At 33.0% G+C, this 20,418-nt stretch carries 17 protein-coding genes; 9 read left to right on the plus strand and 8 right to left on the minus strand.

Going from position 1 to position 20,418, the window contains the following annotated elements:
• Nucleotides 1-10 precede the first annotated feature (10 nt).
• The gene (locus QWY86_RS16920; RefSeq protein ID WP_290243755.1) at nt 11-787 is read right to left on the minus strand and encodes an XRE family transcriptional regulator; all 777 of its coding nucleotides are present in this window, start codon (nt 785-787) and stop codon (nt 11-13) included.
• Between the two features lie 133 nt (nt 788-920).
• Here QWY86_RS16920 and QWY86_RS16925 point away from each other — a divergent pair, with 133 nt between their 5' ends.
• Nucleotides 921-1,271, plus strand: coding sequence for a GIY-YIG nuclease family protein (locus QWY86_RS16925; RefSeq protein WP_290243757.1), 351 nt, complete (start codon nt 921-923; stop codon nt 1,269-1,271).
• Between the two features lie 67 nt (nt 1,272-1,338).
• Here the strand turns inward: QWY86_RS16925 and QWY86_RS16930 are convergent, their stop codons facing one another.
• Nucleotides 1,339-4,488, minus strand: a complete 3,150-nt coding sequence (locus QWY86_RS16930) for a peptidase MA family metallohydrolase (RefSeq protein WP_290243760.1) — start codon at nt 4,486-4,488, stop codon at nt 1,339-1,341.
• A 113-nt stretch (nt 4,489-4,601) separates the two neighbouring features.
• Nucleotides 4,602-7,049 (minus strand): transglycosylase domain-containing protein, encoded by a 2,448-nt coding sequence (locus tag QWY86_RS16935; RefSeq protein ID WP_290243763.1) that lies wholly within the window; start codon nt 7,047-7,049, stop codon nt 4,602-4,604.
• A 141-nt stretch (nt 7,050-7,190) separates the two neighbouring features.
• On the opposite strand from QWY86_RS16935, the gene QWY86_RS16940 reads away from it, so the two are divergent.
• On the plus strand, nt 7,191-8,078 hold the full coding sequence (locus QWY86_RS16940; RefSeq protein WP_290243764.1) for a polyphosphate kinase 2 family protein: 888 nt from the start codon (nt 7,191-7,193) through the stop codon (nt 8,076-8,078).
• 36 nt (nt 8,079-8,114) lie between these two features.
• Here QWY86_RS16940 and QWY86_RS16945 read toward each other — a convergent pair whose 3' ends face one another.
• Nucleotides 8,115-10,169, minus strand: coding sequence for a beta-L-arabinofuranosidase domain-containing protein (locus tag QWY86_RS16945; protein WP_290243766.1), 2,055 nt, complete (start codon nt 10,167-10,169; stop codon nt 8,115-8,117).
• 212 nt (nt 10,170-10,381) lie between these two features.
• Between QWY86_RS16945 and QWY86_RS16950 the strand changes: the two genes are divergently transcribed.
• The 3 genes from QWY86_RS16950 to QWY86_RS16960 all read left to right on the plus strand — a co-directional run bounded on the left by QWY86_RS16950 (nt 10,382) and on the right by QWY86_RS16960 (nt 12,402).
• Nucleotides 10,382-10,789, plus strand: coding sequence for a VOC family protein (locus QWY86_RS16950; protein WP_290243767.1), 408 nt, complete (start codon nt 10,382-10,384; stop codon nt 10,787-10,789).
• Nucleotides 10,790-10,892: 103 nt separating this feature from the next.
• On the plus strand, nt 10,893-11,966 hold the full coding sequence (locus QWY86_RS16955; RefSeq protein ID WP_290243769.1) for a PAS domain-containing sensor histidine kinase: 1,074 nt from the start codon (nt 10,893-10,895) through the stop codon (nt 11,964-11,966).
• A 253-nt stretch (nt 11,967-12,219) separates the two neighbouring features.
• A complete protein-coding gene (locus QWY86_RS16960) occupies nt 12,220-12,402 on the plus strand; it encodes a hypothetical protein (RefSeq protein WP_290243771.1) in 183 nt (60 codons plus the stop codon).
• A 236-nt stretch (nt 12,403-12,638) separates the two neighbouring features.
• Here QWY86_RS16960 and QWY86_RS16965 read toward each other — a convergent pair whose 3' ends face one another.
• Nucleotides 12,639-13,301 carry an HAD family hydrolase gene (locus QWY86_RS16965; protein ID WP_290243773.1) on the minus strand — a complete coding sequence of 221 codons (663 nt, stop codon included), beginning with the start codon at nt 13,299-13,301 and terminating at the stop codon, nt 12,639-12,641.
• 95 nt (nt 13,302-13,396) lie between these two features.
• Between QWY86_RS16965 and QWY86_RS16970 the strand changes: the two genes are divergently transcribed.
• Nucleotides 13,397-14,233: a L,D-transpeptidase family protein gene (locus QWY86_RS16970; protein ID WP_290243775.1), complete on the plus strand. Its 837-nt coding sequence runs from the start codon at nt 13,397-13,399 to the stop codon at nt 14,231-14,233.
• A 4-nt stretch (nt 14,234-14,237) separates the two neighbouring features.
• Here QWY86_RS16970 and QWY86_RS16975 read toward each other — a convergent pair whose 3' ends face one another.
• The gene (locus QWY86_RS16975; protein ID WP_290243777.1) at nt 14,238-14,759 is read right to left on the minus strand and encodes an RNA polymerase sigma factor; all 522 of its coding nucleotides are present in this window, start codon (nt 14,757-14,759) and stop codon (nt 14,238-14,240) included.
• 314 nt (nt 14,760-15,073) lie between these two features.
• On the opposite strand from QWY86_RS16975, the gene QWY86_RS16980 reads away from it, so the two are divergent.
• A complete protein-coding gene (locus QWY86_RS16980; RefSeq protein WP_290243779.1) occupies nt 15,074-15,694 on the plus strand; it encodes a Crp/Fnr family transcriptional regulator in 621 nt (206 codons plus the stop codon).
• Here QWY86_RS16980 and QWY86_RS16985 read toward each other — a convergent pair.
• On the minus strand, nt 15,691-16,332 hold the full coding sequence (locus tag QWY86_RS16985) for a phosphatase PAP2 family protein (RefSeq protein ID WP_290243781.1): 642 nt from the start codon (nt 16,330-16,332) through the stop codon (nt 15,691-15,693). The genes QWY86_RS16980 and QWY86_RS16985 overlap by 4 nt on opposite strands.
• A gap of 443 nt (nt 16,333-16,775) precedes the next feature.
• Between QWY86_RS16985 and QWY86_RS16990 the strand changes: the two genes are divergently transcribed.
• Nucleotides 16,776-17,054, plus strand: coding sequence for a hypothetical protein (locus tag QWY86_RS16990; protein ID WP_290243783.1), 279 nt, complete (start codon nt 16,776-16,778; stop codon nt 17,052-17,054).
• A 3-nt stretch (nt 17,055-17,057) separates the two neighbouring features.
• On the opposite strand, the gene QWY86_RS16995 is transcribed toward QWY86_RS16990, so the two are convergent.
• Nucleotides 17,058-17,408: a hypothetical protein gene (locus tag QWY86_RS16995; RefSeq protein WP_290243785.1), complete on the minus strand. Its 351-nt coding sequence runs from the start codon at nt 17,406-17,408 to the stop codon at nt 17,058-17,060.
• Between the two features lie 167 nt (nt 17,409-17,575).
• Here QWY86_RS16995 and QWY86_RS17000 point away from each other — a divergent pair, with 167 nt between their 5' ends.
• Complete coding sequence (locus tag QWY86_RS17000; protein WP_290243787.1) at nt 17,576-20,284, plus strand: PQQ-dependent sugar dehydrogenase; 2,709 nt, start codon at nt 17,576-17,578, stop codon at nt 20,282-20,284.
• Nucleotides 20,285-20,418: the final 134 nt, after the last annotated feature.

Genomic DNA, 20,418 nt, shown 5'->3' on the forward strand with positions numbered 1-20,418 from the left:
TTAAAATTTGTTAATTCTTATTTAGTTGTGAAATAGATTTCTGCATTTGCGCCATCATCTGCGTTAAGGTTTCCATCGTTGGGTCTGGTGCAGGTTCAGGAAGCGATGTAGAAATATATGCTTTTGCGCTCCAGATTTCTAAAATATCATCAGCAGCGATTGTGTAAGTATCATAAACTTTATTATCCGAAACCAATTTCAAATCTTTATTTTCTCTGAAACGATTACCGGCACGTTTATATACAACGCCTTCATTTTTACTAATAATAATATAAGTTTCACCAGTTTTAACTTCGTTCCAGTTATCTAAATATTCTCCAATAATTACACTACCAGGCTGTACAGGCAACATACTATCGCCCATAATTTCAAAAGCACGAAAAGTACCTTGTCTTAATGCAGGAATTGGCAATTGAAATTTAGGTAAATCACTTATATATTGAGGGTCGGAAAAACCATTTAAGTAACCTGCGCTAGCCTTTACAGGAACTAGCTCTATATTTTCTCTATCGTTTGCATCTACAGAAATACTTAAAACCCGAAGATTTGAACCCTGGCTTTTAGGTTTCGGCTTCCAGCTATCAGATATTTTCTCGTTTATGAATTCATCAATAGTCAAATCAAAATATTCTGCTATTTTTTTTAGTAAGTCATATTTTGGTTCAGCACGATCTTCTTCGTAAGCACCAATAAGCGATCTTTTAATTTCCATAATATCAGCAAATTGCTGCTGTGTATGGCCTTTTTTCTTCCTTAGGTACTTTAAGTTATTTGAAATATTCGACATAAAAATAAATTTTAAAATAAATTTGGAATTACTAAAATAGTTAGTAATTTTATGCTCATAAAGTTAGTAATATTATTTTGATTTGCAAGAGGGTATACTAAATAGTTTAGTTTTAATTTTTAAATACGTTATTATGAAAAAGTTTGTTTACATCGTTACCGACAGAAACCGTACTAGTATGCATGTTGGCATGAGTTCTGATTTGATTAAAACATTAGATTTTTACAAGCAGATGCCGAACTTATTTTTCGATAATGGAAAGCAACTAACCCGTTTGGTTTATTTCGAAGAATTTAAAACTGAAGAACAGGCTTTAAGCAGATTTAAGTTAGTAAGTAGATTTACAAGGGTTCAAAAGGAGCGTTTGGTACGTTCTTGTAATCCGGATTGGATTGATTTAACAATCGGCTTAGACTTTGAAAATATCCTGTTACACAGAAATGTAACCAATCAGGTTAAGTTATCTTTCACGAGTTTATCATAAATATTTGAGCATAAAAAAATCGCATCTGTTTCGGATGCGATTTTTTTTAATGTGTTTTTTATAAATCCTACCAACCAGGTGCAAACGTCAAACCGAAAACTCCGGTTTTAACATCTTTACGTTGGAAAGGTATTGCGTAATAAGGTTCTAATACAAAATAGCCGAATACATTTACCCTTAATGATAAACCAACACTCATTACAGGAACACGTTCCGTAGTGGCTTGATAAGTACCTGTTTGTGTACCATCTACACCAATAATTGGCGTTGTAACATAAGTTGGTTCACTTTTAAAGGCAACTTTTGTATCGTTAGTCCAAGCAACACCCGCGTCGAAGAATAAGTTTAAATCAGAGAATAAGAACTTAGATGGAATTGCTGATAATTTTTTAGGTCCTGTAAAAGGCAACCTCACTTCAAAATTGAATACAGCCATTTTACTTCCACTTAACTGATTAATATCGAAAGATTGATCGGCTCTTTGAGTAGTCGCTTTATAAATTGAGTTTGATTCATAACCTCTTATCAAGTACGGATAACCTAAAAATAGTGGATATAATCTGTCTGCATCTTTTCCAATTCTTAGCATGTTATAACTTCTAACGGCTAGAGTAATAGGTTTAAGTCTCCAGTATTTTCTTAAATCTACGGTAGCACCAGCGAAGCTATAAGTACCCAAATATTTTTCAGCACTAACTCTATATCTAAAACCATCTAATGGTGCAGCTAAACCAAAAATCGAATTATCACCAACAAAACCAGCGTTTAATTGATATAGTGTAAACGAATTAAACGGCACACCATAATCTTGTGTTGATTGCTCATTTGAAACCCTGCTTCTGTCAGAACCTACATAAAAGCCAGTATTGTTATAGTAATTACTGTATCTATCAATTCTATAACTGTAATGAGAAAATGCTCCACCAAGCTCAAATCGATGAATTTTACTAAATGGATAAGCACCAAAAATCTGAACCTGATCTTCAAAAGTTCTAATAATATCTGTGCGTTGATTGATTACATCGATTGTTCCGTTACCAGAAGGGAGTCTTTCGTTTGCGTAAGAATTGAAACCTGATACATAAGGAATATGTGATAATGCAACACCCCAATTTATTCTACTTTTTTGGTTGATGTAACCAACTAAACCTCCAAAATCATATATCTCACCATTTACAGATAGGTTTCCTATAATTTGATTGGTACCCAAAATATCGCTGAACATACCAACGATACCACCTTGTACACCGGTTCCAAATCTACTTGTAGAAACGCCAACACCACTATTTGCTAAATAATCTAATCTAAATTTTGGGCGATAAGGAACAGTTCGCATCGAATCTGAGACTATCTTTTCAAATCGATCAAAGTTTATCAAGTTAGAATTGATGATATTTACACCGACATTTTCCATCGGCGGCAAAATAGCCGCATCGAAATTTTCATCCTGATTATTTATCCTTTTAGGTTTAAAGCTATTTAGGTTTGCATTATATAAAGTATAGCGTTGGTAACGGTAATAACTGTACACAATATCATTAGTTTGCGATACGGAAATGGCTGGCGAAAATTCTGTTATACCACTTATTCCGGTAAAATAATCCGTTAATTGATCAACAGTATTATCCGTAAAGCTATATTTATAAAGATTTCTGAAACCATCTCGGTTCGATAGGAAATAAACACTTTTACTATCTGGAGAAAATTGCGCATTTAAATTATTAGCACCTGCGAAAACATTGAGATTGCTAATCGTTTTTGCCGCAATATCGTAAACCGCCAAGTTTATTGGATGCACTGCTGTGATATTATTACTTTGGATTGCTGCTCTATCTGATGAGAAAACTAGTTTGGTTCCATCTGGAGAATAACACGGTGCATAATCTGAATAAACATCATTCGTTAATTGGGTCACTTTCTTCGAATCTAAGTTATAGGAGAAAATATCGCTTTGGCCTTCAACCATTCCCGAAAATGCAATGTCTTTTCCATTTGGTGACCAGGTTAAATTTCCAAATTGACTAACATCTCCCATTTCAGTTTCTAAAACCGTACTGCCGTTGCTTACATCAACAACCAACATCCGGTTTTTGCCGCGACTAAAAATACTGAAAGCAAATTGTTTGCTATCTGGCGACCAAGCTCCAGCTGATTCTATAAAGTTGAAATCATCGATGTGCCCGTTTGAAATTTGGCTGGTCAGTTTTCTGATAATTCTCCCCGTTTTTGCATCTGCTAAAAATAAATCAATGCCAAATAAATCCTTTTCAGACATAAATGCCACAAATTTGCCATCAGGACTAAGGGCAGGTGCAACGTTCATATTTCCTGCATTCTTATTATCTAAAATCTTAGTTCCGGTGATTTTAATCTGTGAACTATCTGCTTTTAACATTGGCTTATAATGCTCATCAATTGCGTTTTTCCATAAACCGGAAAGTGTTTTATCATCATAGCCAAATGTATACCTGATGGCATTTTCGTAGCCGTACTTAGCCGTATTTTTGAACAAAGGAACTATCGTTGTATCTCCATATTGTGAACCAATGTAAGTCCAGAATGCCTGACCATATCGATAAGGGAAATATTTATTCGAGTTTGTTAAATCTTTTAGTGAGGGTATATCGCGGTTCAGCATTGCATCACGCATCCACATAGATGTAAAGGCATCTTTTTTACCAATTGATAAATATTCGGCCATACCCTCAACCATCCACAATGGCGTTTGCCCAACATTTTCTAAGCTAATAGAATCTTTTTCCAATAAAACATGGTACTGAAACGCATGAACCAATTCGTGTCCTAAAACGTGACGGGTTTGGTTATTAAGTTCCATAACAGGCATAATAACCCTGTTTTTGAAAGCCTCGGTAACACCACCTGTACCTATACCAATTTCTCCGTTAAGTGCAGTAGTTTGCTGGAAATCAGGATGATTATTGTAAAGTATTATCGGATTCTTCTTTAAAAAAGTATCCCTGAATACTTCTTGATGCATTTTATACCAAGTCTCCGCATCCTGAGTAAACTTTTTTAGCAAGTTATCATTTTTGATGTAATAATAGATTTCAAAATGCGGTGTTTGTAAAACATTAAAATCTAGTTTTTTATATCTTACTTTGTTTTGCCCAAAGTATTGTGCCTGAGCTGAAAATGCTATAAAAAGTAGGAGTAAAGCCGGTATAAATTGCCTTAATAAAGTAGAGGTTTTTTTCATACGTTTGGTTTATTGTTACAGTTTTGTGCAAACTGCTGGTACATTAAGATTGAAATAAAAATAGTGATTGTTTAAATCACTATTAAAATTTTAACACTTTTTAAAAGAATAGATTAGTTGTTGCCGTTTTTTCTCTTTTCGCGTTCTTCCTGCCGCTGCTTTCTTTTAAGCTCACGTTCCTCTTTTTTACTTAATGGAACTACTGTTGCAGGTTGATTTTGAACTGGCTCTGGCTTTTTCTCTTCCTTTTTAACTTCTGTTTCTGTAGGTGTAGTTACTGGCGTTGTTTCAGGCACAATGGCCTCTTCAACTGCTGTTGAATCAATAGCAACACTATCGGTAGAAGTGGTGTCTTGTACAATTCGTGGACTTGGGCAATTGTATGTTCTTGTAATTTCAACCGTTGCTTTTGGGAACTGGCCATATGTATAACCAGAATTCGGATCTAAATAAACTTTTTCCATAAACTTGGCGAAGATTGGCAAGGCTGTTCTAGAACCTTCCCCTTGTTCTCCGTTTTTAAAGTGGGCTGTTCTTTCATCACAACCAACCCAAACACCAGTTACTAAATCTTTTGTTAAACCCATATACCAGGCATCAACATAATCTGATGACGTACCAGTTTTACCGCCTATTTGATTGTTTTTTCTGAATAAATCTGGCCAATCCCATAATGCTTGCGAAGTTCCTCTTGGCTCTTCCATACCACCACGGAACATATAAGTCATTAACCAAGCAATCTCCTCAGTTAAAACCCTTTTTGTTTTAGGTTTAAATTCATCAATCACATTATCATCTTGGTCAGTAATTTTTTCTACCAGAATAGGGTCTGTTTTAACGCCATTATTCATAAATGTAGCATAGGCCTTAACCATTTCATAAACGGTTACATCATTAGAACCTAAAGCAACTGAAGGAACAGATTCTAAATGGCTATCAATACCGCACTCATGTGCCCATTTTACCACATTATCCCAGCCAACTTTTTCTGTGATTTGAGCGGTAATTGTGTTTACCGAACGAGCCATTGCCCAACGTAAGCTCATTTCCTGATAACTTACACTGTAATCTGCATTTTTTGGTTCCCAATATTTTGTTTCGCCTTTATCCTGATAAGCAATTTTTACAGGTTTATCTGTAAATTTATCGCAAGGACTCATACCTTGCTCTAAAGCCGTTAAGTATGCAAATGGTTTAAATGTGGAACCAGCCTGACGTTTTGCTTGGTTAACATGATCGTATTTGAAAAATTTATGGTCTATACCTCCAACCCAAACTTTAATTTTTCCGCTTGACGGTTCCATCGTCATCATTCCGGTATTTAGTATTTTACCGTAATAACGGATTGAATCTAAGGTCGAAAACATTGTATCTCTATCGCCTTTGTAAGTAAAGATTTGCATCTTTTTCTTTTTACTGAAATAGGCGGTTACAGAATCCGGGCTGTTTGGAAACTTCTTTTGAAGCAAACTATAAATCGGCAAGTTTTTCATCGCCCTGTCTGGATAATCAACCTTGTTTTTTTCAGAATCATACCACGGGTCTTCATTTCCCCATACGCTGTAAAACCTACGTTGTAAGGTTCTCATTTGGTCTTTAACAGCTTCCTCTGCGTATTTCTGAAGTTTAGAATCAATAGTTGTATAAATTTTTAAACCGTCTTCGTACAAATCGTAGCCATTATCCTTACACCATTTCTCCAGATGCTTTGCAACAGCTGCTCTTAAATAAGAATCACCATCACTACCATCTTCCATTTTACCTTCTTTAAGCTTAATTGGCTCCTTAGCAAGGCGTGTTAAACTATCTTTACTTAAAAAATTATACTTGTTCATCTGGCTCAAAACGGTATTTCTCCTGTCTAAAGCTCTTTCAGGATTTTTAATTGGATTGTAGTATGTAGTACCCTTGAGCATCCCCACAAGCATTGCTGCATCAGTGGTTGCTAAATCTTTGGTTTCTTTATCGAAATATATCCTACTTGCAGTTTTAATTCCGTAAGCATTATTCCCGAATGAAACCGTATTTAGATACATAGTAATAATATCTTTTTTAGAGTAGTTTGATTCCAGTTTCACAGCCGTCATCCACTCCTTCAATTTAAAAATCAAGGTTCTAACTAGTGGAATTTTATTTAGTAAACCTTGTGATTTATTGTAACGTGTACGGTAAAGGTTCTTAGCTAATTGTTGTGTAATAGTACTTGCTCCGCCTTCTTTACCAAAACCCACAACAGCCCTGCCGACAGCTTGCGCATCAATTCCCCAATGTTTATAAAACCTTACATCCTCTGTAGCAACAAGTGCATTAATCACACTTGGCGAAATTTCATTAAAATTTACAGGGGTTCTGTTCTCTTTAAAATATCTGCCAATAAGTTTTCCATCGGCCGTGTACAATTCAGAACCAACCCTTAAAGTGGGTATTTTAATATCATGGTAGCTGGGAGAATATCCAAACAGCCACAGAAAATTGAGCTGAAGTGCAGAAAAGAAAATTATTATAAAAAAAACAAAAATTGAGGAATAGCGTAAGTACTTGTTTTTTATCTCTTTAAACATATAGTATAAGATGTTGTATAGGTAAAGGCAATAGGGATAAATATAAAAAAAACTCTAAATACAAATTAACGTATTTAAATTACTTATTTTTTAGTCTATATTTAAATAAATCACATTTAGAAATTAAAGCTTATCACAAGAATGAAGAACGAATTTAAAAGCCTTATTGTACAGGGCGATAAAAAATTTTCACTAAAAGATGTTAAAACCGATTTTACTGGTGGTTATAATAAAGAGAAAGCTAAAGATGCCTTAGTTAAATCGAAAATTGAGGTTAGCCAGTTACAAGAAAAATTATATGCTTCGGCTACGCATTCGCTGCTAATTATTTTTCAGGCGATGGATGCCGCTGGTAAGGATAGCGCAATTGAACATGTAATGAGTGGTTTAAATCCACAAGGTTGCCAGGTATTTAGTTTTAAGGTGCCAACATCAGAAGAATATGAGCATGATTTTTTATGGCGACATTATAAAGCATTACCAGAAAGGGGTAGAATTGGTATCCACAATCGTTCGCATTACGAAAATGTTTTGGTTTGCAAGGTTCATCCTAACTATATTTTAAGCGAAAATATACCTGGCTATTCTGATGTAAAAAAGATTAATAAGGATTTTTGGGCGCAACGTTATAAAAGCATCAGGAATTTTGAAGAACATTTAACAGCGAATGGAACAGTTATTTTAAAATTCTTTTTAAATGTTGGTAAAAATGAACAAAAGCAGCGTTTTTTAGATAGGATAGAAGACCCAACTAAAAATTGGAAATTTTCTTCAGGAGATATAAAAGAGAGGGGTTTATGGAACGATTATATGAAAGCTTATGAGGATGCTATTAACGAAACAGCAACTAAAGATGTGCCATGGCATGTTATTCCGGCTGACAAAAAATGGTTCGCCCGATTAGCAATAAGTGAAATTATTGAAGATAAACTGAAAAGTTTGAATATTAAGTTTCCGGTTTTAGATGAAATTGAGCAAGGTAAACTTATGGAAACAAAGACAGCATTATTAGCTGAAGAAACCAAATAAGAAAAGCCCCGAAAATTTCGGGGCTTTAAATTTTTATTAATTAACAACCGGAAACGCAGAAATTCTTAATCTTGCGCCTCCCATTGGCACTAATGTTAATTCTTTTTCTGTTTCATTACTTTTTAACGGACTTTTTGGTAATATATCAACCAACCCATATTGGTCAATTTTCCATTCCGGAATCCGTTTCCCGGTAGCTTTAATTTCAATTGGTGCATTACTGTTTGTAAATGGATTATTATCTTTTGGCCATTGCTTTTTAATAACTGAAAACGATTTGGCAATGTTATTTTTATCTACAACTAAACCATAATTCCAATCAGTTTTTGGGTGGATTTCAAACGATGGCCATTTTTGTGGATCAGCACCTTTTTGCCATCTAGAATCTCCAATAGCAGTTTCTTTACTATCTTTTTGGATATATTCTTCATCTATCTTTAAAGAATAAGTAAGCGGACCATAATTTATACTTATGCTATTTTTATTTTTCTCCCATTCACGTAATTTTAAATCCATAGGTAATTGTAAGCTTATTTTATCTCCGTTTTTCCACAAATTTTCCAGTTTGATGTATGAACCTGCTTTTGCATCAACACTAACGATTTTCCCATTTACCTTAACTATCGGATTAGCACACCACGCAGGAACACGTAAATACAATGGAAATGAAATCGACTTTGCCGTTGCAATATCCAGGTTAACCATATCTTCGAAAGGATATTTTGTTTTTTGATTTAAGGTAACATTGGCACCATTTCCAACTTTAATGTTAACTGAAGATTCTGCATATAATTGGGCTGCAACGCCATTATCTGGTGTAGCCATCCAAGTATTTTCTGCATGATAAACCCAACCAGCAGCGTGGTTATGTTGGCAGCAGCGACTGCTGAAAGGATTCATCATTAAAAAAGGACCAGTATTGTCGATGCCCGGATGATGGTTTTTTGCATCACTGATAACCATATTTGGAGCAGTAAGATAACGTAAGGCTTTATAATCTGGTGTGAAAGCAGCAGAAAAAGTATTAAAAGCAACATCTTCACAATTTTCTGCCCAATATATATCACCAGTCATGGCAAGCATCATCTGGTCAGAAGTCATTTGTTCTACCAAACCACAAGTCTCAACGGCTTGTCTTGGGTCATCATAGCCTTTTCTGGAGTTTTCATCACCACCAAACATACCACCAGGAACCTGCCCGTAAATTTCTCTTATAAGTTTTTGATTATTGTAACTTGCTTCTAAATCAGATTTATTATGACTTTGTAAATAGTAAGTTGCTGGTTCGCGAAAACATTGTGCAATGTTAACATTATGCCAGTTTGGTAAATTGTTTGCTTGCCTCCAGTTAGATGTATTTTTGTCGATTTTAGTTGCCAAATCAAGCAAAAATTTATCACCTGTTTTATTGTATAACCAATAAATGCTGATGATGTTATCACCGCCACGGCTTTTCTCCCAATAATCTTCCAATAATTTATCATCAGGAATTGATAACTGCCACTTAAAATATTTAGTCATCATGGTAATTACCCTTTTATCTCCGCTATACTCGTAATAAGATTGCAAACACCAAAGCATAGGCATATTTGTCCATAAGTCTCTCTTACCTTCACCTTTTTCTACTAGCGGACCAAAATCTCCATTTTCTCTCTGGTTATCTATTGCTGCATTTAGCCAAAATTTTGCTTCAGAAATCATTTTAGAATCATTTAGCATGTAGCCAATATTTGCATATCCTTTTAACCAATACGGCAATTCTTCCCATCCATATTTACCTTTACCATCTTTATGCAGCCAAGCGTTGTCTTCCTTTGATAACCAAATGCTAATTTCACCCAAGTTTCCGGTTAAGCCATTTTTTTGAAGATTTAAAGCATTTTTAAGCCAACCGCCAGGTTTAATCGTTCCAACTGGTAATTTAATAAAATGATTTTTTAATAATGGTGCTCTATTATTCTGATAAAAACTATTATCTAAATTATTGTTGGTGTTTGTAACAACAGTAGCTTTTAAGCTTTGCGCATTTAGTTTATCGTTATTCAAAACTCCAAAAATTAATACAATAAATAGGAAAGATTTGTGGCTCATAAAATCGATTTAGTTAATGGTTAATTGAAATAAAATTAATTTATTATTTAGTAAAGTCATTAATTATTTATAAAATGTTACAAGATAAATTTTAAACAAATAATTTAAATTATTCGTAATTTTCGTCACCTTTCACACTAACCGAAATTGCTATGTACATTCCTAAAAGAATAATTTTAATTTTAACACTCTTTTTTATAAGTCAAAAATCAATGGGACAAACCGAACAGAAGCAAGCACCTGCAGTACTAAACCATATAGCAATTTATGTAGCTGATTTAAAATCTGCTAGCGACTTTTACGAGAGTCTATTTAATTTACCAATAATTCCCGAACCATTTAAAGATGGTAAGCATACGTGGTTCAGTTTAGGAAACGCCGGTCATTTGCATATTATTCAAGGAGATGATAGCAAAGCCACCTTCAATAAAAATAACCACTTATGTTTTAGTGTATCATCGATTGATGATTTCATTCAAAAACTTAATAAAAAAGGTATAAAATTTGAAGATTGGGCAGGCAAGGTTGGGGCAATAAACTTTCGTGTTGATGGTGTTAAGCAAATTTATTTTAAGGATTTAGATAATCATTGGTTAGAAGTGAACGATGCAAAGGATTAAAGCCTGATAAATACCTGTTTATTCAAATAAACTGCTTGTAAAGCAAGATTTAATTCTAATTATTAATTTGGACAGTAACTACAATTGTCTACAAAACTCTAAAATGCATAACGATATATTTTGCCAAATTGGCGATACCTCAAGAGATATTTATTTTATTTTCAACTATCAAACAAAGGAATTTGATTATGTAGGGCAGGCTTTTGAACCTATTTTCGGAATAGAGACAAATCTGGTAAAAGTTGCTCCACTTAAATTATTGGATTTTATTCATCCCGAAGACAAAAACCTTGTTTTAGAGTTTTACAGAGAGTGTTCAGAAGAAGCAGTAAATCGAAAATATGAATTTAGAATTATTGATGCGGAAGAGACAATTAAATATTTGCGTGTTAGTACTTATCCAATTAAACACGATGGAAAACTTTCATTAATAGCCGGTATTGCTGAAGATGTTAGTGTAGCTAAACACAATAACTTTCACATAGAGAAAATTAATGCTCGAAAAAATACGACACTTGAAATTGTCTCCCACGATTTAAAAGAGCCTATGGCTATGATAAGTCTTGCAGTATCTGATTTGCTAAAGGATAAGCTTTTTGAAGGACAGGAAAGAATTTTGGCATCGCTTACATTTATAAAAGATATGTGCGAGCGAAATATTTTGCTTATACGGAATTTAATTAACCATGAATTTTTGAGTTCTTCGGAAATAGAAATTAGAAAGGAGCGAACGGATATTGTGCATGAAATAAAGGAGGTTATAGGATTCTATAAAATGTCAGAAGCGAATTTATTTAGGAATTTTCATTTTACTAGTTACGAAGAAAAAATATATGCATTTACAGATAGTATGAAGTTAATGCAGGTCATTAATAATTTGATATCTAATTCGATTAAGTTTACCAAGGTTAATGGTTCAATCAGTATTAATATTGAAGATAGAGGTGAACGTATAATTATAAGTGTGAGTGATGACGGAATAGGTATACCAAAACATTTACAGCCTTATATTTTCGATAGATTTAGCATCGCCATGCGAGATGGTTTAAAAGGGGAGGATTCTTGGGGGCTAGGAATGGCAATTGCAAAGGTAATTGTAAATCTTCATAATGGTAGAATTTGGCTAGAAAGTGTTGAAAATGTTGGCTCGAAATTTTTTATCGAAATCCCAAAATAATTAATTATTTATTCATTATCGTTTGTGTTTTATTCATTAGAAATAGCCGGAGTTTATTCACTTTATTCATACAGATTAAAGTTTTAACATTTTATCTAATTTGGGGTTAATCATATAAAGCTTATCAGGATTGGAAGCAATGATTAATTTAGAGGATTGCAGGTTATGTTAAAGTAGCCTGCAATTTTTTATCGTTAAAAATACTTCTAATTAGTCATTTGCAAAGTTTCTGATATTTAAAATCTAAAATATCATGATAGAAGTTAATCAAAACACATCTTCGCAACAATTGGATACTATCCAAGAAGGAGATCAGATTTGCTATAAGCATGGCAAATTTGGATTAGTAGAAAAAATACAAATCATACTTTCAAAAGGAAGGAAGAAATATTTTTATAAGTTGAAAAACGATAGAACAATTTTTGTGATGAGATAGCATGGTTTTAGCAAAGAAAAAGCCTCGAAAATTTTCGAGGCTTTTTCTTTTTAGTGGTTCTATTTGTTTTATTGTTATGAGGTGCCTGCCCTACACGGATATCCCGCTCACAGGACTTATTTTCTGCTTATTTGTTGATAACAAGTTAGCGAATGAAAGGTTTCGTTTTACAAAATAATTATAAACAAAAGCTGAAAAATGTTAATAACTCCGCAGACAGAAAATACTAAAATTGTTTAAATCAAGTTATCAAAATATGGGTCCTTATAATCCTTAACAACTTTCAAAACATTTGGGTATTTATCAAAATCCTCAGCATTATGTGCAGTACTTAAAACAATGCATTTCATGCCTGCATTTAGTGCAGCTTCAACGCCTTTAGGTGCATCCTCAAAAACGAGGCAATCTGCAGCATTTATATGCAGTAATTCAGCACATTTTAAAAATGTTTCAGGGTGTGGCTTACTTTCCGCAACGTCGTTAGCACTAACAATTGCCTTAATATAATTTCTAATATTCAAACCATCTAATACAAAATCAATATTAAAAGGAATAGCGGCAGAGCCAATGGCCATTGGTAAACCAGCAGATTTTGCCTTATTTAATAATTCAGTTAAGCCATTAATAAGTTTTAGTTCATTTAAATAATCTTTTTGATAAATTGTCTCCTTTTTAATTGAGATATCATCCATTTGCTGGTGCGTAAAATAGCCTTGGCCAAAAACACGTTGTAAAAGTTCATCGTTTTTACCATACATCTGGAGTTTAACATCGGCATAAGATATATTTGCATTTAAATCATCATTTAAAACTGTGTGCCATGCTTTGTTATGATATTCCATATCATCTATCATGGTGCCGTTTAAATCGAAAAGCAAAGCTTTGGGGCTAAAAATCATTTTTAAGGAATTAAGTGCTAAAGATAAAAAAATACATAAATGCTCAGAATGTAAATTTAAACTATTAGATTAGTTATAAAATAAATTATCTACTCATGAGGTACTTAAGTTTAATTGTTCCGCTGTTTATTGTAATTTTTATTGTTTTATGGCGCTACAATAAAACAGAAAGTAAGGTGAATAGGGTTGATGAAGAGGGGAACTTTAAAAATTTTGGTATCCAGTGGGCGGATAGTTTAATGCAACGTTTACCTGCAAATTTGGATACCTCAATTATTGTAAGTGATGCAAACGAAAAACCTCTACAGTTTTACCAATATATTAAACCTGTGTTTAATGGCGAGGCGACAATTTATTTAGAAAACGGGAGATGGAGATTGCAACGATTTACAAAAATTGCTCTAGATTCATTAGAAAGAGATGATTTTGCAATTGCTCGTGCCGATAGATATTCAGCTTACAGAAATCCAGATTCATCAACTACTTATCAGCAAAAATTTATAAACATTGCCAATAGATTAAATATGGCAGATTATATTTTAGTAATTAAGCATCAACGCAAAATGTATGTTAAAAGGAAAGGTATTAATATATTGGAATTTGATATTAACTTAGGTGGGAAACCTGTAGGCAATAAACAATATGAAGGTGATCGCAAAACGCCGGAGGGCATATACCATCTTGACGTTAAGTTTAATAGAACAGATAAATTTTATAAGAGTTTTATGATCTCATATCCCAATTCGGTAGATAAAGAAAGAGCAGCGAGAAAAGGAGTTAAGCCAGGCTCAGGAATTTTGATACATGGCACAAGCCTAAACCGAAGAAATGCAAAAGATTGGACAAATGGTTGTATTGCATTAAAAAACAAAGAAATGGATTCGCTTTTTAACCATGTTTTGGATGGAACAAAAATAGAAATTAGAAAATAGCGGTTTATGCTCCCGCTATTTCCTTGGTATATGTTTTAAGGTATTTTTTTAACATCTCTCTTGCTACAAATATCCTGGTTTTTACTGTCCCTAATGGAATCTGAAGCATATCCGCAATTTCGTGGTATTTATAACCTTCAAAATATTTTATAAATGGAGTATGATAAGCTTCCGGAAGAGAAGCCAGAGCTTTATTTATATCGCCAACAACAAATTTTCCAACAGCATCATTCTTGGTTGAGCTATGCATTAAACTCGATGATGAAATTTCATCGGTCTGTGTTATCAATGTTCTGGTTTTAGAAATTCTTCTGTAATTATTGATGAATGTATTGCGCATAATTACAAATAACCATCCTTTAATATTAGTACCCTCCTGGAAATTGTTATAAAATCTAATTGCCTTTAGTAACGTATCTTGAACAAGGTCATTAGCATCTTCAACATCATTGGTAAATTTTAATGCATGTAATCTTAAAGAAACTGCATGAGCATTAATAATGTGGTTAAACTCAAGTGTTGTCATAATATTCGGTTTTAGGTATTTAGCTTAATGTTGACAAAACGTATACCACATAAAGTATTTAAATTTGACCTAAAAACCAGTAAAGTCTAAATATTGGCTCTAATATGTTAAATAGCTATCTAAAAAAAATTACTTCAAATTTATTAGGTATTTATACTTAGTTTTTTGGGTATTTAAACATGTATTAGCTTTTTTTAGATAAAGTGCTAATTAATGATAATTGGATATTTTTGCAGTCAGGATAGTTACTAATTACTAGAACTGAACGATTTTACTAATCTTTCTAATCAGTTTTTTGAATCATAATAATATTAATGAATCCAGAAAAAATAAGTACAGAAAACAAATGGTTGCAATTTGGCGGTTTTTCGCCTTTGATAACAATTTTTAAGGCTTTTCATCCATTAAATGAAGAGATTGAGAAAATTATTAATGATGAAACTTTTCCCGTAGTTTTTAAGAAGAATAAATTCATATCATCACCACTACATAAAAACAAATATATTTTTTTAATACTCGAAGGTACTGTACGTGGGTTTATGAAACACGGAAATAAGGAAATTACCACATGGATTTCAAAAGAAAATGAATTGGTAGGTACGATTAGAAATCTTTGGGAAGATGAAGCCACAGAGGAATACATCCAAGCAATAGAACCAATTTTAGCAATTGCAATACCGCATACAATGTCTAAAGAACTTTATGAGAAATTTCCGATAGCAAATTACGTGGGTAGAAAAATGACTGAAATGTACTATGCACAGGCATTTGAACGTGGTTATTTAATTAGATTACAATCTGCTGAACGCAGGTATAAACGTTTTTTGAAATCTTATCCTGCTTTGATAGATCGTGTTCCATTAAAGTTTATCGCATCATTTTTAGGCATGAGATTAGAAACTTTATCAAGAATTAGAGCGAAAATTAATGCTTAATTAACTTTGGTAGGGCTTTTTTTAAAGTAAAAATAACACAATGGGAATAAACAGATTAAACCCAATAGAATACCTCCAATTGTATCAGTAAACCAATGTGCGCCAAGATAAATTCTCGAAGGAGCAATCATCAGAATTAAAAAAATCGATATACAGGTCAAGAAATTTCGAAGGCTATTTGGAATGGTTTTAAGTCTTTGCATGAGTACAATCAAAAATCCAAAGAAAAGTACATAAGATAAAACATGGCCGCTTGGATAGCTTTGAAAGCGGTTAACTTCTACTAAGCGCACATAAAAGCTGGTTGGTCTTGGTCTGTTAATAATGTTTTTTATGCCGAGAATTACCAAGCCTGAAAACAAAGTAAGCGCAATAAAATAACTCTCTCTTTTATATTTTTTTAAAAAAAATATGGCTGCAACTACTAAAACAGAAAGCAGAGACCAAGGTAATTCTCCAAAAACACTTATTGCCAACATCACTCTATCTAGCCAAACCGATTGATATTTCTGTACAGCCAACGAAACATTAATATCAAATGGTAAAATTGGATGTTTGGCGATGAAGAAACTTAAAAAAGCAAAGCTTAAGATTAAAATAAATAGTATTGTAATTAGAAGTTTCTGTTTTTTAATCATGGTAAATATTTATACAAGCTTCAAAACTATAAAAATTATTTACAAAGCATTTCCATGTATCAAGAATCTTATTTTATTAATGTTTATAATGTAAAAAACACTTTCTATCAAGGATTTTAAACTGTTGGTATATGCTACTTTGTTTTGTCATATTGTTTAATAATCTTCGAATAGATTATAGGAAATCTACGGCTTAAACAGTCGGCACTGCTACCTCTTTGTCGACTGTAAAAGCAGCCAAAAAACCCGCCTCTAAAATTCACATTCTCAATACTTTATTAGGCACGAGCATAAATTTTTTATTTATTGCTCTGTTTAAAATTTTTACATAAATCGAAAATGAAATATTAAAAACAATTAATGTAAACTGTTGTATCTAAATTAGATATACTATTTTTATAATAAAAAGCGCTTATTTACGCATACCTAAACATTAATGTATTATGATTTATCAAAGCAAAGTAAGGCTCGAAATGAACGATTCTCTTACAAAAAAAGTTATCGAATTACATGACAAAGGATACGATTGCGATTTCCTTTTGATTGGTGATGCATTTATATTATGTATGCAAACCAATAGAAAATATCCTGTTAATGATGTAACCGTAAATGTTGTTAAAAGAGCTTACGATGATTTTTCTCATTCATATAAACATATCCACACGATAGAAACAAGTAGTGGCGAGAAAGGTGTTTTATTAGCAGATTCTGTTTTTAATTAGTAACTATTTTACAACAATCTGCTTTGGTTCTGTTACAACGATTTGAAATTTACCTTTAAATTCAGTAATAATTCCTGTAACACAAATATTGTTACCTAAGTACATGCTAGCGGGTTCTGAAGAAAATTTAGAAATATCTTCTTTATTTATGGCAAGGGTTAAGAGTTCTTTTGGGTAAGCTCCGCCTAAATTTACCAAACTTATTTTATCTAAAGCCTTTGTACTATAAACAGAATCGCAGATTGTAACCGTTTTGCCCACGTATTGTGATGCATCTTTAGCTAAAATTAATGTCTGGCTTTTAGCTAAATAACTTAAAGAAGTTAATACTAGCACGATTAATAACTTTTTCATAGGATTTACTTTAAGGGTGATCTGTTTTACAAAGATACAATGCTTTCAATTATAACCAATACTGTATTTTTTTGTTGAACAATAATTTTACCTTATTCTTTAAATCATTTTCATGCTTTTTAAAACATTAATTTATATTTAAGAAATAATATTAACAAGCATATTTAATGAAAACCATAACAACTATTGCTATCTCTGGTATCGCAATAACATTTCTAGCTTTACCAACACTTTTTAGCTCAAATTCATTTATTAAAAAAACTAATGGACCAAAGCTAAAAAATGAAAATATTTTAAGGATTGATACTCCAGACCAAGATAGATTTGTAAAAGTTAATTTAGTTCAGGGACAGTTTACCGAGCCAACGGAAATGGCTGTTTTGCCAAATCTGGATATACTTGTGGCACAAAGAAGAGGTGAGCTATTACTTTATAAAAATAAAACAAAAAAACTTTCACAAGTTGCTAAGCTCGATGTTTATTTCAAAACTGGTTTATCTGATGTAAATGCTGAGGAAGGTTTATTGGGTTTAACCATCGACCCAAAATATGCTGTAAATAATTATGTCTACTTATTTTACAGTCCAATAGGTAGTTCTGTAAACCGTTTATCGAGATTTAAAATGGTAAACGATATGTTAAGCATGTCATCGGAAAAAGTAATTTTGGAATTTTATTCTCAAAGAGAGATTTGCTGCCATACTGGTGGTTCATTAGCATTCGGTCCAGACGGTTTATTATACATTTCTACCGGAGATAATTCTACTCCATTCGATGTACCAAACCAAAAATTTGTAAATAAGGGATACGCACCTCTGGATAATAGGGAAGGATTACAACAATACGATGCGAGAAGGTCAGCTGGTAATACAAATGATTTACGTGGAAAAATCCTTAGAATTAAAGTAAATGAAAATGGTAGTTACAGCATACCTGAAGGAAATTTATTTTCAAAAACGGATAAAGGCAGACCAGAAATTTTTGTAATGGGGAATAGAAATCCATATAGAATATCTGTTGATCAAAAAAACGGTTATTTATATTGGGGAGAAGTTGGTCCGGATGCAAATAATGACGATGAACTAAGAGGCCCTAAGGGTTATGATGAAGTAAATCAAGCAAGAAAAGCAGGTAATTTCGGTTGGCCGCTGTTTATCGGAAATAATTATCCATATAAAGCATACGATTTCACAAATGGTAAAAACGGAGAAGCTTTTGATGCTGCAAAGCCGTTAAATAACTCACCAAATAACACGGGTTTAACTAATCTGCCTCCAGCTCAACCAGCCTTCATTTGGTATCCGTATGGAGAATCTAAAGAATTTCCACAAGTTGGTTCTGGCGGAAGAACTGCTATGACTGGTCCTGTTCTATACACTCAAGCCAATTCAGCTTATCCGACATATTATAATGGAAAGTTGATAATCTATGAGTGGGTTAGAGGTTGGGTTAAAGCCGTAACCATGAATGCATCAGGAGATTATTTAAGTATGGAGCCAATAATGTCCAATTTATCGTTTGCAGCACCAATAGATATGGAACAAGGTCCGGATGGAAAAATCTATGTACTAGAATACGGTAAAGGTTGGTTTTCAAAAAATCCAGATGCTGGAATTGTCCGAATCGATTATTTAAAAGGAAATAGGCCACCAGTAGTAAATGCATTAGAAATTGATAAACCTAGTGGATTATTACCTTATAAAATGATTGCAAAGGTTAATGCCCGTGATGCAGATGGCGGAAAATTAACATACATCTGGAACCTTGGAAACGGGCTGAAAAAAACTACTTCAGTTCCTCAAATAGAACATACCTATACAAAAGCAGGTGAATATGCAATTAGCGTTTCTGTTGTAGATAACGCTAATGCAAGTACAAAAAGTAGAACTATTCCTGTATTTGCTGGTAATGAACACCCAAAAGTTGATATTTTAATTGCAGGTAATAAATCATTCTATTTCCCAGAAAAAGCAGTTAATTACCAGGTTTTAGTAACTGATAAAAACGCAACGGTAAATAAAGACAGAATTTTTATTTCGAGCAGTTATACCGAAGGTATAGATTTGGCTGGAGCACAACTTGGTCATCAACAAGTTGCACAAACCATGATTGGGAAATCACTAATGATGAAATCTGATTGTAGCACTTGCCATAAAGTTTCTGAAACATCAATCGGACCTGCGTTTAATAAAATTTCAAGCAAATATCAAAAAGACCCAAAAGCGTCAGAATATCTGGTTTCTAAAGTTATTAGAGGTAGTTCGGGAGTTTGGGGCGAAGTTCCAATGCCTGCCCATGCATCGATGAAAGAAAGTGAAGTTAAACAAATAGTAGAATGGGTTATGAGTTTATCGGCAAAAGATAATGCACCGGCATCTTTACCAAATAAAGGAACCATAACACCACCAAAAACAGTTAATAAAAATAAGCCTGTTTTAACTTTAAAAGCTAGTTACGCAGATTTAGGTGCAAAAGGTTTAAGGCCGTTAAGCACTACAAATACTTTTAATTTAAGAAATAATAATTTAAGCAGTAGCAATTTAAATGAAGTTTCAGGTTTTAACCGTAATGATGATGGTAGCTTAAGTTTGGCTAAATCTGAAGGATGGATTAAGCTGCAAGAAATTGATTTAACGGATGTACAATCGTTCCAAATATTTAAAAATACTGGTGATAATAATGAAGATTACGAAATAGAAATAAGGCTCGATAACGAAAGCGGCAAACTTCTTTCAAAATCTACATTTGGAAAAGGTATTTTTCCAATAAGTACAGTGGTTGATGGAAATTTCCATAATGTTTTTATTCTATTCAAATCAAAAACTGATAACAAAAACAAACTGGATATTAAATCGATAATGCTTAATGCCAAATAATAAAAAAGGCTTTGATATTTATTCAAGGCCTTTTATTTTTACTGAGAATTTTAAAAAGGTCATTATATTGTTGTTATGCAAAATATATTGACTGTTCGTGTGAGGCCATTTGAGGCTAGGTAAACATTGAGTTA

The sequence above is a fragment of the Pedobacter aquatilis genome, assembly GCF_030409415.1.
GTDB lineage: Bacteria > Bacteroidota > Bacteroidia > Sphingobacteriales > Sphingobacteriaceae > Pedobacter > Pedobacter aquatilis.